The sequence below is a fragment of the Streptomyces sp. 2131.1 genome, from assembly GCF_900105515.1.
Lineage (GTDB): Bacteria > Actinomycetota > Actinomycetes > Streptomycetales > Streptomycetaceae > Streptomyces > Streptomyces drozdowiczii.
On the sequence record NZ_FNSY01000001.1, the window covers coordinates 4,044,925 to 4,058,840 of the forward strand.

At 72.7% G+C, this 13,916-nt stretch carries 17 protein-coding genes; 5 read left to right on the plus strand and 12 right to left on the minus strand.

The window, feature by feature from the left end; all coding sequences use genetic code 11:
- Window positions 1-33: 33 nt before the first annotated feature.
- Window positions 34-879: a DUF3558 family protein gene (locus BLW14_RS18130; RefSeq protein ID WP_093708291.1), complete on the minus strand. Its 846-nt coding sequence runs from the start codon at window positions 877-879 to the stop codon at window positions 34-36.
- 191 nt (window positions 880-1,070) lie between these two features.
- Window positions 1,071-1,964: a hypothetical protein gene (locus BLW14_RS18135; RefSeq protein WP_093708292.1), complete on the minus strand. Its 894-nt coding sequence runs from the start codon at window positions 1,962-1,964 to the stop codon at window positions 1,071-1,073.
- Window positions 1,965-2,135: 171 nt separating this feature from the next.
- Between BLW14_RS18135 and BLW14_RS18140 the strand changes: the two genes are divergently transcribed.
- On the plus strand, window positions 2,136-3,329 hold the full coding sequence (locus BLW14_RS18140) for an RtcB family protein (RefSeq protein ID WP_093708293.1): 1,194 nt from the start codon (window positions 2,136-2,138) through the stop codon (window positions 3,327-3,329).
- 28 nt (window positions 3,330-3,357) lie between these two features.
- On the opposite strand, the gene BLW14_RS18145 is transcribed toward BLW14_RS18140, so the two are convergent.
- Complete coding sequence (locus BLW14_RS18145; RefSeq protein WP_093708294.1) at window positions 3,358-4,116, minus strand: SDR family NAD(P)-dependent oxidoreductase; 759 nt, start codon at window positions 4,114-4,116, stop codon at window positions 3,358-3,360.
- Between the two features lie 69 nt (window positions 4,117-4,185).
- A complete protein-coding gene (locus BLW14_RS18150) occupies window positions 4,186-4,521 on the minus strand; it encodes a YnfA family protein (RefSeq protein ID WP_093708295.1) in 336 nt (111 codons plus the stop codon).
- 145 nt (window positions 4,522-4,666) lie between these two features.
- Here BLW14_RS18150 and BLW14_RS18155 point away from each other — a divergent pair, with 145 nt between their 5' ends.
- Window positions 4,667-5,149: a MarR family winged helix-turn-helix transcriptional regulator gene (locus BLW14_RS18155; protein WP_093708296.1), complete on the plus strand. Its 483-nt coding sequence runs from the start codon at window positions 4,667-4,669 to the stop codon at window positions 5,147-5,149.
- Window positions 5,150-5,162: 13 nt separating this feature from the next.
- Here BLW14_RS18155 and BLW14_RS18160 read toward each other — a convergent pair whose 3' ends face one another.
- From BLW14_RS18160 to BLW14_RS18185, 6 genes are all read right to left on the minus strand, one after another.
- Complete coding sequence (locus BLW14_RS18160) at window positions 5,163-5,897, minus strand: Mut7-C RNAse domain-containing protein (RefSeq protein ID WP_093708297.1); 735 nt, start codon at window positions 5,895-5,897, stop codon at window positions 5,163-5,165.
- A gap of 42 nt (window positions 5,898-5,939) precedes the next feature.
- Window positions 5,940-6,779, minus strand: coding sequence for an NAD(P)H-binding protein (locus BLW14_RS18165; RefSeq protein ID WP_093708298.1), 840 nt, complete (start codon window positions 6,777-6,779; stop codon window positions 5,940-5,942).
- A gap of 253 nt (window positions 6,780-7,032) precedes the next feature.
- Complete coding sequence (locus tag BLW14_RS18170; protein ID WP_093708299.1) at window positions 7,033-7,572, minus strand: GNAT family N-acetyltransferase; 540 nt, start codon at window positions 7,570-7,572, stop codon at window positions 7,033-7,035.
- A gap of 37 nt (window positions 7,573-7,609) precedes the next feature.
- Window positions 7,610-8,431 (minus strand): AraC family transcriptional regulator, encoded by an 822-nt coding sequence (locus BLW14_RS18175; RefSeq protein WP_093708300.1) that lies wholly within the window; start codon window positions 8,429-8,431, stop codon window positions 7,610-7,612.
- A gap of 11 nt (window positions 8,432-8,442) precedes the next feature.
- Window positions 8,443-8,709: a hypothetical protein gene (locus tag BLW14_RS18180; RefSeq protein ID WP_093708301.1), complete on the minus strand. Its 267-nt coding sequence runs from the start codon at window positions 8,707-8,709 to the stop codon at window positions 8,443-8,445.
- Window positions 8,710-8,859: 150 nt separating this feature from the next.
- Window positions 8,860-9,246, minus strand: coding sequence for a MerR family transcriptional regulator (locus tag BLW14_RS18185; protein WP_093708302.1), 387 nt, complete (start codon window positions 9,244-9,246; stop codon window positions 8,860-8,862).
- A gap of 68 nt (window positions 9,247-9,314) precedes the next feature.
- On the opposite strand from BLW14_RS18185, the gene BLW14_RS18190 reads away from it, so the two are divergent.
- Window positions 9,315-10,526 (plus strand): MFS transporter, encoded by a 1,212-nt coding sequence (locus tag BLW14_RS18190; RefSeq protein ID WP_093708303.1) that lies wholly within the window; start codon window positions 9,315-9,317, stop codon window positions 10,524-10,526.
- Between the two features lie 15 nt (window positions 10,527-10,541).
- Here BLW14_RS18190 and BLW14_RS18195 read toward each other — a convergent pair whose 3' ends face one another.
- Both BLW14_RS18195 and BLW14_RS18200 read right to left on the minus strand, forming a co-directional pair.
- Entirely contained in the window at window positions 10,542-11,081 is a 540-nt protein-coding gene (locus tag BLW14_RS18195) for a hypothetical protein (protein ID WP_256332825.1), read from the minus strand.
- A gap of 30 nt (window positions 11,082-11,111) precedes the next feature.
- Window positions 11,112-11,708 carry a hypothetical protein gene (locus BLW14_RS18200; RefSeq protein ID WP_073865012.1) on the minus strand — a complete coding sequence of 199 codons (597 nt, stop codon included), beginning with the start codon at window positions 11,706-11,708 and terminating at the stop codon, window positions 11,112-11,114.
- A gap of 130 nt (window positions 11,709-11,838) precedes the next feature.
- On the opposite strand from BLW14_RS18200, the gene hemL reads away from it, so the two are divergent.
- Together hemL and BLW14_RS18210 are read left to right on the plus strand one after the other, a co-directional pair.
- Entirely contained in the window at window positions 11,839-13,155 is a 1,317-nt protein-coding gene (gene hemL / locus BLW14_RS18205; protein WP_093708304.1) for a glutamate-1-semialdehyde 2,1-aminomutase, read from the plus strand.
- Complete coding sequence (locus BLW14_RS18210; RefSeq protein ID WP_093708305.1) at window positions 13,152-13,847, plus strand: histidine phosphatase family protein; 696 nt, start codon at window positions 13,152-13,154, stop codon at window positions 13,845-13,847. The genes hemL and BLW14_RS18210 overlap by 4 nt, the downstream gene beginning before the upstream one ends.
- Window positions 13,848-13,916 lie beyond the last annotated feature (69 nt).

A 13,916-nucleotide genomic window follows, 5' to 3' on the forward strand; every position in this document is an offset into this window, starting at 1 on the left:
TCGCGGGGGGAGGGGCGGGGGCGGCCCCCGGGGTCAGTCCGAGGACTTCGACCCGGCCGACGAACTGGGCTTCTTCGACGGCTTCTTGGAGGAGTCGTCCGATGCCTTGTCAGTCGCCTTGTCAGTCGTCTTGCCGGTCGGCTCCGGGCTCTCGGCCGCACCGGCGTTCGCCTCGGCGACGGCGGAGACCGCGTCCTTGGCCGCCGTCGTGGCGCCCTTCAGGATCGACTCCTCGGACGGGGTCTTAGAACCCGCGTAGCCGGCGCCGTTGTAGTTGACGACCACGACGACGTTCCCCGTACGGGCCACGATCGTGGCGAACCTGAAGTCCTCGCCCGTCTTCGACTGGTCGTACGTGACCTTGGTGGCCTGCTCGCCGATGCCGCTGACGGGCTCCGTCTTCACGTTCTTCGCGCCGTCGGTCGCCTCGGTCTTCTTGACCTGCTTGGAGAGTTCGTCCCCGGCGCGGGCGGCCCCGCTGCCCAGGGTCTGGTCCGAGGCGAAGCGGGTGAAGCCGACGTCCAGCCAGCGGTACTGGGAGCCCTTGACGCCCTTGTCGGCCAGGCCGTTCCAGGAGCAGCCGCCCCGGACGGACGCGTCGCTGGACTTGCTGCGGGTGCCCTTCTTGCTCTTGGCCGAGGGGACCAGGGTCTTGATGGTCTTCGCCTCGACCGAGGAACAGGGGTCGGGCAGCTCTGCGAACTTCGCCGCCTCGACGGCCGGTTCCGACTTCGTCGCGTCCGGCGAGGCGGAGGCGGAGGCGGAGGAGCCAGCCGCCTTGTCGCCGTCGGAGTCCGACGAGCAGCCGGCGACGAGGAGCATCACCGGAACGGCGGCGCAGGCGAGTATGCGGGTGAGTCGCGGGGCGGATCGGTGCATGGTTCCTTCACTCGGATGGCGCGGCGGTCGGGGGACGGTTGTGCGGCGGTAGCCGTACGGAGACAGGCCGCGGCGATCGGCCGCCGGTGTCTCCGGAGGGCCACGGTACGACGGACGGCGCGCGGATGCCGCCTCCGCGGGAGGGTGCGGGGAGCGGTGCGCCGGGGGCCGGGACGGGCCGGCAGGCGGTGTCAGTCGTCGAACGAATCGACCAGCTGACCGGCCAGTGCCTGGGCCTTCTCCTGGAGTTCCTTGCTGTCGGGCACCTCGGTGGTGAGGGCCGGCTGGGCCGTGTACTCGACGGTCACGATGACGTTGGATGTGCGGAACACCACGCTCACGGTGCGGTGCCGGGCGGTGGACCCGGCCTGGACGAGCGCGTCGTCGAGGAAGGCGCTGTCGCCGAGCTTGTCGAGCAGGCGGGGCTGGAGGCTGTCGCCGGGGCTGCCGGACGCGGGGTCGTCGGAGCTGTCGGCGGAGGCGTCGTCGGTGGCTTCCGTGTCGGTGCTCTCCGTGGAACCGTCGTCGTTCGCGCTGCCCTTCTTGCCGGGCTTGTCCTCGGTCTTGCCGTCCTCCGTCCTGCCGTCCGTGCCGGAGTCCGCGTGCCCGGAGCCGGTCGGGGAGGCGTCGGGGCTTCCCTCCGGCGGCAGGCCGGAGTCGGGGAGGTCGGCGGCGGTCTCCTTCTTCGCGTACACCTCGCGGGCGCGGTCGTCATCGCTCACGGAGGTGTCGTAGGAGACGACGCGCTCGAAGTCGAGGTGGATGCTGCGGGCGCCCTCGGGGGCGTCGGACTTCCAGCGGCAGCCGATCCGCCGGTCGGTGTCGTACGTGACCGTGGCGGCGCCCTCCAACACCTTGTCCTGCTGGGCCTCCGGCATGTCGGCGGTGCCGGGCAGGAGATCCTTGAGAGTGGCCAGCGGGATGGCGCGGCAGGCGTCCGGGAGGGTGCGGTACCTGCCCGGGGGAGCGGCGGAGACGGTCGGGGTGCCCGGCTTGCCGTCGGGGACGGAGTCGCTGGTTCCGGAATTGCCGGTGCAGCCGGCGGCGAGCGCCGCGATGAGCACGGCGCCGGTCGCGTACGCCATTCGTCGCACGGTCCTGGGCTCCCTTCGTGCGAAAAACGGTTGCCGCTCGATGACGGCCGGTGGACACAATGTGTATCGCACGCGCCGCTGTGAACGCCGGTCGGCCGACCTATTTGGCCGATCCTGGCGCCGGTTTTGCGCTTCAGACTTTTTCGGGGGAATCGAGGGGTTATGTCGTATGTAGAGGTACCGGGTGCGAAGGTTCCCATCCGGATGTGGACCGACCCGGAGTCGGTCGAGGACGTGGCGATGCAGCAGCTGCGCAACGTCGCCACCCTGCCGTGGATCAAGGGCCTGGCCGTCATGCCCGACGTCCACTTCGGCAAGGGCGCCACGGTCGGCTCCGTGATCGCCATGCACGGCGCGGTCTGCCCGGCGGCGGTCGGCGTGGACATCGGCTGCGGCATGTCCGCGGTGAAGACCTCGCTGACCGCGAACGACCTCCCCGGTGACCTCTCCCGCCTCCGCTCGAAGATCGAGCAGGCGATCCCGGTCGGCCGTGGCATGCACGACGACCCGGTGGACCCGTCCGGCCTGTACGGCCTCGCGGCGCGGGGCTGGGACGACTTCTGGGAGCGGTTCGACGGGGTTGCCGAAGCGGTCAAATTCCGTCAGGAACGTGCAACGAAGCAGATGGGGACGCTCGGAAGCGGGAACCACTTCATCGAGTTCTGTCTCGACGAGTCGGGTTCGGTCTGGCTGATGCTGCACTCCGGGTCGCGGAACATCGGCAAGGAACTCGCCGACTTCCATATCGGCCGGGCACAGGGGCTGTCGCACAACCAGGGCCTCGTCGACCGTGACCTCGCGGTGTTCCTCGCGGACACCGAGCCCATGCGCGAGTACCGCAACGACCTCTTCTGGGCGCAGGAGTACGCGAAGCACAACCGCGCGGTCATGATGGCGCTCTTCCAGAACGTCGTCCGCAAGGAGTTCAAGAAGGCCAAGGTGACCTTCGAACCGGTCATCTCCTGCCACCACAACTACGTGGCGGAGGAGCGGTACGACGGGATGGACCTGCTGGTCACCCGTAAGGGCGCGATCCGGGCGGGCTCCGGCGACTACGGGATCATCCCGGGCTCCATGGGCACCGGCTCGTACATCGTGAAGGGCCTCGGCAACGAGAAGTCCTTCAACTCGGCCTCGCACGGCGCCGGCCGCAGGATGAGCCGGAACGCGGCGAAGAAGCGCTTCTCCACGAAGGACCTGGAGGACCAGACGCGGGGCGTCGAGTGCCGCAAGGACTCCGGCGTCGTCGACGAGATCCCGGGCGCCTACAAGCCGATCGAGAAGGTCATCGACCAGCAGCGCGACCTGGTCGAGGTCGTCGCCAAGCTGAAGCAGGTCATCTGCGTGAAGGGCTGAGGCGCCCCGCCCGGGGCGCCCGGCCGCTTCACGCCGTGCGGTGCACCTTCGAGTTGGAGGCCTGGGCGCGGGGGCGGACCACCAGGAGGTCGATGTTGACGTGGCTGGGGCGGGTGACCGCCCAGTTGATCGTGTCGGCCACGTCGTCGGCGGTGAGGGGGGCGTCGACGCCCGCGTAGACCTTGGCGGCCTTCTCCTTGTCGCCGCGGAACCGCGTGGTGGCGAACTCCTCGGTCCTGACCATGCCGGGGGCGATCTCGATCACGCGGACCGGGGTGCCGACGATCTCCAGGCGCAGGGTCTCGGCCAGGACGTGTTCGCCGTGCTTGGCGGCCACGTAGCCGCCGCCGCCCTCGTACGTGGACAGACCGGCCGTCGAGGAGAGGATGACCACCGTGCCGTCGCCGCTCGCGGTGAGGGCGGGGAGCAGGGCCTGGGTCACGTTGAGGGTGCCGATGACGTTGGTCTCGTACATCTGGCGCCAGTCCTGCGGGTCGCCCGTGGCGACCGGGTCGGCCCCGAGCGCGCCGCCCGCGTTGTTCACCAGGACGGCGAGGCTGCGGAAGGCGGTGGCGAACTCGTCGACCGCGGCCCGGTCCGTGACGTCCAGCGCGTAGGCCGTCGCCTGGTGGCCGGCCTCGGTGATCTCGGCGGCCAGGGCCTCGATGCGGTCCTTGCGACGGGCGGTGAGCACGACGCGGTAGCCGGAGGCCGCCAGCTGCCGGGCGGTCGCGGCACCGATGCCGCTGCTCGCTCCGGTGATGACGGCGATGGGGGTTGCGGCCATGGTCGGGCTCTCCTCGGACGGCTGATCGGTACGGTCCAACGGGGCCAGGATAGGCAGGTCCGGCGGGGGTCAGTGGTTGCGGGGGGCGTACATGATCACGGCCATCCCGGCCAGGCAGATCAGCGCGCCGGTCACGTCCCAGCGGTCCGGCCGGTAGCCGTCGGCGGCCATGCCCCAGGCGATGGAGCCCGCCACGAAGACCCCGCCGTACGCCGCGAGCACCCGCCCGAACTCGCCGTCCGGCTGGAGCGTCGCCACGAAGCCGTACGTGCCGAGCGCGATGATTCCCGCGCCGATCCATGCCCAGCCGCGGTTCTCCCGTACGCCCTGCCAGACGAGCCAGGCGCCGCCGATCTCGAAGAGTGCGGCGAGGACGAACAGGGCGATGGAGCGGAGCACGGACATGGGGGCAGGGTGTCATGGCCCGCGGAGTGCCATGGCCCGCGGACCGGCAGGAACCGCCCGGCCCCGGCCGCCGGCGCCCCGTGCGAGTTCCGGTGGCCGGGTCGCCCGGACCGCCCCGTGACCCCGGTCTTCGTACACTTTTCGCATGCCGCCGAAGCCGTCCCCCCGCCGCAGCGCACTGCTGGCCGAGCTGTCCACCGTGTCGCGGCGCTACATGGCCGCCTACGCGCTGTTCAACCAGGCCGTCGCCGACCGGCTGGGGGTACACCCCACCGACCTCCAGTGCCTGAACCTGCTCAGCCTGGAGGCGGGGCCCGTCACCACGGGGCGCATCGCGGAGCTGACCGGGCTCACGACGGGCTCGGCGACCCGGCTGGTGGACCGCCTGGAGCGGGCCGGTTACGTGACGCGTGCCCGGGACACCGAGGACCGGCGGCGGGTGCTCGTGGCGACGGTGCCCGCGCGGATGGCGGAGGTCGGCGCGGTCTGGCAGCGGCTGAACAGCGGCTGGGACGGGCTGTTCGACGCGTACGACGACGAGGAGGCGGCCCTGCTCCTCACCCATATGCGGCGCACGGTGGAGCTGAGCGCGACCCAGATCGCCCGGCTGCGCGAGGGCGACGCCTGAGCGCGCACGTCCCTCAGCCCGCCACCGGGCCGAAGTCGCGGACGGCTTCCGCGACGATCGCCTCCAGCCGGGCGTGGTGCGCGCCGCGCCAGTAGACCCGGCCGCACTCCACGCACTGCGCGAACACGTCGTACGAGCGGCGCGTGCCGTGCTCCAGGTGCGGGCCGACCGAGTCCTTGTCGGCATCCGTCAGGGGGCCGTTGCACGCGGTGCACCGGGTCCACGGGGCGAGCACCGGCGCGAACCGTTCCAGTACGTCGCGCAGCTGCTCGTCCGGGCGGTCGCTGTAGACGTACGCGCCCGCCCAGATCTCCCGGCGGTGCAGCAGCCCCCGGTCCCGGGAGAGCAGGACGCGCTTCTCCTTCGCAGAGAGCGCGGCCAGGGCCGGGTCGCCGATGTCCTCGCTCTCGTACGCGGCGTCGACGCCGAGCAGCCGCAGCCGTCGGGCGAGCGTGCCGAGGTGGACGTCGAGCAGGAAGCGCAGGGGCGCGCCCGGGACGTCCTGCGGGCGGGTCACCGGGCGGACCTGGACGAGCTCCCCGGCCGCCGGGATGTGCGAGACGGGGGCCGGGTGGCCGTCGACGAGGAGTTCGCCCGCCTCGGTGAGCGGGATGCCCAGGGACTCGACGACGTGGCCGAGCGTGGACGAGCCGTCGGTGGTCACCGGCGTCCGCCCCTGCCGGCGCCCGTGGGCCACGAAGAGCCGCAGCTCGGGGGCGACTTCGAGATGGATCTCCGGTCCGTTCACCCGGTCAGCATGTCATCGGGGGCCGAGGGGCGCCCCTGGATTTCAGGGGCGGAAGGCGGCGGCGTGCCGGGCGGCCCAGTCGGCGAACGTGCGGGCCGGGTGGCCGGTCAGCTTCTCGACCCCGCCGGCGACTTCGGCGGGGATGCCGTCGGTGGTCGCCCAGTAGGAGAGCAGCCCGTCGGCGACCTCGGCCGGCATGAAGGGGGACATCGCCTCCTTCCAGGCGGCCGGGGTCACCTCGTTGACGGCGACCGGGGTGCCGGCGGCCTCGGCCAGGATGCGGACCTGCTCGGCGGCGCTGAGGGATTCGGGGCCGGTGAGGTGGTACGCGGCGCCTTGGAGCGCCGGGTCGGTGAGCGCGGCACAGGCGGCCTCGGCGATGTCGGTCTCGTCGATGGGGCTGCCCTCGCTGCGCGGGTGGGGCAGGTCGACGGGGCGCCCGGAGCGGAAGGAGCCGGCCCAGCCGTAGGCGTTGGTGGCGAAGGCGCCGGGGCGCAGCAGGGTCGCGGTGATCGGTGAGGCGAGCAGCGCCTGCTCCACCGCGTGGTGGGAGGCGGCGATGGGGTTGTCCGCCGGCTCCGGGGCGAGGACCGAGCTGGAGGACAGCAGCACGATGTGGCGTACTCCGGCCTCCTGGGCGGCGGTGAGGAAGGCGTCGATGTGCGCGGGTTCCGCGTACAGGAAGACGGAGTCGACGCCCTTCAGGGCCTCGGGGAACGTGTACGGGTCGCCGAGGTCGCAGGTCACGGCGGGTACGCCGGGCGGCGGGGTCAGTTCGGCGGCGTTGCGCGAGGCGGCGCGGACGGGGTGGCCGCCCTGGTGGAGGAGGGCGGCGAGGGCGGAGCCGACGCGGCCGCGGCATCCGGTGACGAGCGTGAGCATGAGGTGGTCTCCCCGAAGGTTCGAATGCGTCACACAAAGACTGCGTAACACAGGTAAATATCCAGGAGGTGGCGCCGGCCGTCAAACGCGTTTGCGCCCGCCGGGCGTTCTCGGGCCGTGAACGTCCGCCGGGCGGGCCGTGCCCCGCCCCCTCAGTCGTCCGCCGGACGGGTCCTGCCCCGCCCTCAGTCGTCCGCCGGACGGGCCCTGCCCCGCCCTCAGTCGTCCGCCGGACGGGTCCTGCCCCGCCCTCTCAGTCGTCCGCGCGCAGGTCCAGCCGCCAGTCGTTGGTCAGGAGCGGGTGGCCCGGCGGGTACTCGATCTCGCACTCGCCGAGCAGCGTGAAGCCCGCCTTGCGGCAGACCCCGTTCGACGGCCCGTTGTCCACGGACGGGTAGGCGTGCAGATAGCGGTGCTTGCGCTGGGCGCGCGCCGCGTCGGCCACCGCCCGCGTCGCGGCCGACGCGATGCCCCGGCCCTGGAACTCCGGCAGGACCGTCCAGCCCGTCTCGTACACCTCCTGGTCCTGCCATGGCCGCTCCCAGAAACCGACGGTCCCGACGGCCTCCGCCTCGCCGGCCAGGGCGACGCGGAACATCCGGCCCCGGCCCGTCCGGTCGGCGCTCAGCGCGACATAGCGGGCATGGCGTCCCATCAGCTGCTCCTCCGTCTCGGGGCCGCCCAGATGGGCCATCAGCTCCGGCGCGTTGGCCCGGCGCAGGAGGTCCAGGTCGTCCTGCGACCAGGGCTCGATCCGTACGGATGACGCTGTGGTGCGCTTCACATCGGCCATGACCGCACTGTAGGACGCGGCACTGACAGCGTGGCCCTCAGCGGGCGCCCAGCGCCGTCGGCGGGACGCCGAGCGTGGCGGTGAAGTCCCTGACCAGGTGCGCCTGGTCGCTGTAGCCGAGGTCGGCGGCGAGGGCCGCCCAGTCCACGTCCGGGCCGGCCCCGGCGCGCTCCAGCGCCTCGTGGATGCGGTAGCGCAGGATGACCCACTTGGGCCCGACGCCCACGTACGCGGCGAACAGCCGTTGCAGCGAGCGGGCCGACACCCCCTCGGCGCGGGCGAGTCCGTCGACCCGCAGGACCGAGCGGTCGGTGCGCACCAGGTCCACCAGGGCCATCGCCAGGTCGGCGCGCGGATCGGGCTCGGGGCCGAGCGCCAGCAGGTACGCGTCGAGCGCGGCGACCCGGTCGTCCTCCGCCTCCGGGTCCAGCACGGCGGCGGGCGGGGCGGGCGGCGCGAACACGTCGGCCACCGGAAGCCGCCGGCCCGTCCACCGCGCCACGGGCGCCCCGGGCGCGAACGGCCGGAAGCCGCCGGGCCGGAACTGCACCCCGCAGACCCGCCCGCGCCCCTCCAGCTTCTGCGTGAACAGCTCCAGGCCGATGCCCGAGACCTCGGCGTACCCCGCGTCCTCGTCGCCGCAGCCCGCGTACCGCTCGAAGACGAGGTTGACGCTGGGGTGCGGGACGAGGTGGGAGGCGTACGGCTGGGAGAGGTCCCAGTCGATCAGCCAGTAGTGCTCCAGATACGCCCGCAGCTCGGGCGCGGGCTCGCGGCGCCGGAACTGTACGTGCGCGAACAGCTCGGGCGCGTCGACGATGCCCCGGGTGTCGCGCCGCGGACCTTCGTGACCGGCCATGACGGCCGATCCTAGGCGGCGGTGGCGCTCGCGGGGCTCTGTTGCGCTTCCGTACCGGGGTGCCGGTCGTCGTAGAGCCCGCCGAGCGTCCCGTACGCCTCGTCGACGATCCGCCCGGCGTCGGTCAGCGCCGCATCGCCGGCCAGCCGGGCGGCCTGGTGGGTGTACGGGGACGGGGGCGCGGGATGCCCGCGCCGCCACCGGGCCCTGGCCGCCGCGTACAGACCACTGGAGAGCAGCAGCGCGGGGATGGACAGGGTCAGGAGAGTGTCGCCCATGGCAGCCTCCTTCAGGGGCACGGTGTCTCCTGCATCGGCAGGTCGGACGGGCTCTCTGGAGATCATTCTTCGGCCATTGAATGGCCGGATGTGAAGGGCCTACATCTGTCCTTCGAGCACATGCCCGCAGGTCGGCGCTTCATGCGGGGGCTACTGGGTGCCGCAGTCCTCGGGCGCGCGGCACCGCGCGACCTCCGCCAGGTACTCGCTCATCGCGTCGCGGTTGCGGACGAGGACGTCGATCCGCTCGCTGAGCCGGTCCCGCTCGGTGGCCAGCAGGGCCAGCATCTGCGGCGTCGCGTCCGGGAAGTGGATCGACCGGGGCTTGTCCAGGCAGGGGAGGATCTGCTTGATGATGCGCGTGGGGAGCCCGGCGTCCAGCAGGCCGCGGATCTGGTTGATCCGGTCCACGTACCGCTCGTCGTACTCCCGGTACCCGTTCGGACCCCGGTCCGGGACGATCAGCGCCTGCTCCTCGTAGTAGCGGAGCAGCCGGCGGGAGGCGCCCGTACGCCGCGACAGCTCACCGATCCTCATCCCGCCGAAGCTACCCGGCACTTGACGGCTTGACCATCACATCAATGTGAACGTTTCAGGATGCCGCCATGACCACCACAGCCTCCGGTGCGCCGCCCCGGACGCGCGAGGCAGGGCTGCCATGGCCCGCGCTCCTCGCGCTCGCGACCGCCGTCTTCATCACCAGCCTGACCGAGACCCTGCCCGCCGGTGTGCTGCCCGGGATGGCGGATTCCCTGGACGTCGGCGCGGGCGCCGCGGGCCAGGCCGTCACCGTCTACGCGGCCGGTACGGCCCTGACCGCGATCCCGCTTGCGGCGGCGACGGCGTCCGTGCCTCGCAAGCCCCTGCTGCTCGGCGCCATGGCCGTGTTCCTGGTGGCCAACACGCTGACCGCGCTCGCGCCCGGGTACGCCGTCCTGCTCGCGGCCCGGTTCCTCGCCGGGGTGGCCGCCGGCCTGGCATGGGCGATCCTCGCCGGTTACGCACGGCGCATCGCACCCGCCGGATCGGAGGGGCGGGCCATCGCCGTGGCCATGACCGGCATCCCGGTGGCGCTGTCCCTGGGCGTGCCCGCCGGGACGCTGATCGGTGAACAGGTCGGCTGGCGGGCGGCGTTCGGGGCGGTCTCGCTGGCCACCCTGGCCGTCGTCGGCTGGATCGCGGTGTCCGTCCCGGCGGTGGGGCGGCCCGCCGCGGGGGGAGCGGGAGGGGACCGGCCCGGCCTGCGCCGGACCCTGGCCGTGCCCGGAGTCGCGGCGGTCATGGTGACGGTGGCGGTGTTCGTCCTCGGGCACACGGTCGTGTACGCGTACGTCGCGCCCTACCTGCGGCACGCGGGTCTCGGCTCGGTGACCGACGCGGTGCTCCTCGCCTTCGGGGTCGCCTCCCTGCTGAGCATCTGGTGCGTCGGGCGCCTCGTCGACCGCCGGCCGCGGGCGCTGATGGTCACCGGAGCGGCGCTGTTCACCCTGGCCACCTCCGCCCTCGCCCTCACCGGGGCCCACCCGGTCGTCTGGGTCGCCGCCGTCCTGTGGGGCCTTGGGTGGGGCGGCGCGCCGACCCTGTTGCAGACCGCCGCCGGGCGGGCCGCGTCCCGGCACGGCGCGGCCGCCGCCGACACCGCGCAGGCCGTCCTGGTCACCCTGTGGAACGCGGCGATGGCCCTCGGGGGCGTGGTCGGCGGCCTCCTGCTCGACAGCTCGGGCGCCGGTGCGGTCGCCGCGACGGCCGCCGTGCTCGGGGCTGTCGCGCTGCTCGTCGTCACCGGGGGGCGGCGGCACGCGTTCCCGGGCGCGTGAGCCCCGCCGGGGCTCTCAGTGCGCGGGCGCCGGGTGCGGCCGGCGGAGCCACTGGCGTTCGCCGGGGCGGCGAGCAGACTCGCCCCCTGCCGCCCGCTCAGCACCCCGGGGTGGATCAGCGCCATGGTCCCCGCCATCAGCAGCGCGATCTGCACCGCCGTGACGAAGAACGACGCCAGGCCAGGTACGGGTGAGCGCCCAGGCCACCCGGTTGCCGCCCATGAAGAGCAGCGGCGCGAACAGCGCGGCCCGCGCGTACCGGAGGTGCAGGGCGCAGCCGGAGATCACGATCTCCAGGTTCTGCATGCCCCACGCCGCGGTGACCGCCACCACGGCGGTCTGGATGTCACGCGTGGACGCCCCGGCGCCGAACAGCTCGCGCCCCAGCCGCAGCGAGAACCGGAGCACCCCGGCCGCCGCGTCCTCGCCGTACTCCCGCACCGGCGGGAAGACCACGTTCTCGTACGGCGTCGCGTGCAGCCGGTCCGGCAGCGTCGCGTCGTCCTGCCGCAACCGGTCGAGCCGCGCCTGGGCCCGCGCCCGCCACCGCTCCACGCCCCGTCCCTCCGCGGCAGGCGGGGCGGGTCACGGCCAGACCAGGCAGTACGCCTGATGCCCCGCGTCGTGCAGCCGGTGGCTGAAGTCCTGCCACTCGTGGAGCAGCTGGTAGACGTTGAACGCGTCGCGCGGGCCGCCGCGGTCGGGGACCGTGGACCAGATGAAGGCGGCGGCGCCCACGGACTCCTCGCCGACGCCGCGCAGCGGGTCGACGACCGTCATCGGGAGCTTGACCACCGCGTAGTCGGGGTGCAGGACGACCAGTTCGAGCGGGGGGACCTTGTGCAGGGGTATGCCCTGTATGCCGGTGAGGACCATGGCGGCCACCGTCTCGGGCTTGATCTTGGTGAACATGCCGCCCATGCCGAGCTCGTCGCCGCCGAGCTCCTCGGGACGCATGGAGATGGGCACGCGTGCGGCGGTGGCCCCGTCGGGGGCACCGAAATACTTGTAGGTCACCCCCACCCGGCCACCACTTCCGCTCCCGGCTCCGCCGCCTGTCCGCGCCTCACCGGCCTGTATGCCCTGCGTGTGCTCGGCCTCGCGCCGCCGGTGCCTGCCACGCCGGGCAGGCTCGGGCCCCGGGCCGTCGGTCCCTTCGCCCACTCCGCCACCGCGATGCATATCTCATCCACCCGACTACTCACTAGGAGGCACAGCCCCCGCCGCGCAACCCGATCATCGTGTCAGTGACCTCCCCCACGGGCGTGCGGTGAAACACCTGTCCGCAAAGACCGTCCGTGGCTCTGACACCATGGCATGTGTGAGCTTTCCCTATGACGCCCCAGTTTCGCAGACGCTTTTCGACCGCGCGTCCCTCGTGACGCCCGGCGGCGTGAACTCTCCCGTCCGTGCCTTCCGGGCCGTGGGCGGTACGCCCCGGTTCATGGTGTCCGGTACCGGTCCGTACCTGACCGACGCCGACGGGCGGGAGTACGTCGACCTCGTGTGCTCGTGGGGGCCGATGATTCTCGGCCACTCCCACCCCGAGGTGATCGCCGCAGTTCAGGAGGCTGTCGCCCGCGGCACCTCGTTCGGTACGCCCGGTGAGGGCGAGGTCGCGCTCGCCGAGGAGATCGTCGCGCGCGTCGAGCCGGTCGAGCAGGTGCGGCTGGTGTCGTCGGGGACCGAGGCGACCATGTCCGCGATCCGCCTCGCCCGCGGGTTCACCGGCCGGGCCAAGGTCGTGAAGTTCGCCGGCTGCTACCACGGCCACGTGGACGCCCTGCTCGCCGCGGCCGGGTCCGGCGTCGCGACCTTCGGCCTCCCGGACACCCCGGGGGTCACCGGCGCGCAGGCGGGCGACACGATCGTGCTGCCGTACAACGACCTGGAGGCCGTGCGCGCCGCGTTCGCCGCGCAGCCCGGCGAGATCGCGTGCGTGATCACCGAGGCGTCGCCCGGCAACATGGGCGTCGTCCCGCCGCTGGACGGGTTCAACGCGGGGCTCAAGGAGCTCTGCGCCGCCAACGGGGCCCTGTACATCTCCGACGAGGTGATGACCGGGTTCCGTACGTCGAAGGCCGGCTGGTTCGGCGTCGACGGGGTCCGCCCGGACCTGATGACCTTCGGCAAGGTCATGGGCGGCGGATTCCCGGCCGCGGCGTTCGGCGGGCGCGCCGACGTGATGGCGCACCTGGCCCCGGCCGGCCCGGTCTACCAGGCGGGCACGTTGTCCGGGAACCCGGTCGCCACCGCCGCCGGGCTCGCGCAGCTGCGGCTGCTGGACGACGCCGCGTACGCGAAGGTGGACGCGGTCTCCGCCGAGATCCGGGGCCTGGTGAGCGCCGCCCTGGACAAGGAGGGCGTCGCGCACACCGTCCAGGCGGCGAGCAACATGTTCTCCGTCTTCTTCACCGACGGACCCGTCCGCGACTACGAGGACGCCAAGCGACAGGAAGCCTTCCGCTTCACCCCGTTCTTCCACTCGATGCTGGCGCAGGGTGTCTACCTTCCGCCGTCCGCGTTCGAGTCGTGGTTCGTATCCACCGCCCACGACACGCAGGCCGTCGAGCGCATCGCCGCCGCCCTGCCCGCCGCCGCCCGCGCCGCCTCGGAGGCCACCGCATGAGCGAGAAGCCCGACGACAGCACCGACATCACCGTGGTCCACCTGATGCGCCACGGCGAGGTGCACAATCCGGAGGGCGTGCTGTACGGCCGCCGGCCCGGGTACCACCTCTCCGAGCTGGGCCGGCAGATGGCCGACCGGGTCGCCGAGCACCTGGAGAAGCGCGACATCACGTACGTCGTCGCCTCCCCGCTGGAGCGCGCCCAGGAGACGGCGACCCCGATCGCCAAGTCGCACGGCCTGGACCTGGCGACCGACGGCCGACTCATCGAGGCCGCCAACGTCTTCGAGGGCAAGACCTTCGGCGTCGGCGACGGCGCGCTGCGCAAACCGGACAACTGGAAGCACCTGACGAACCCTTTCCGCCCGTCGTGGGGCGAGCCGTACATCGAGCAGGTCGTCCGCATGATGGGCGCGCTCGACGCGGCACGGGACGCGGCGCGGGGCCACGAGGCGGTCTGCGTCAGCCACCAGCTGCCGGTCTGGATCGTCCGCAGCTTCGTGGAGCGGCGCCGGCTGTGGCACGACCCGCGCAAGCGGCAGTGCACCCTCGCCTCGCTGACCAGCTTCACGTACCGGGGCGACAAGATCGTGTCCGTCGGCTACTCGGAGCCGGCCCGCGACCTGGTCCCGGCGCACCTGCGGGCGGGCGCGAAGCCGGTGAAGGGCGCGTCGAAGGGGTTCGGCGCGTAGCGGTCATCCAGGAGTGACGCGGCCCCCAGCGGGGATCCGGTTCTATGTTCGGTCAACGCTGGGGGCTGG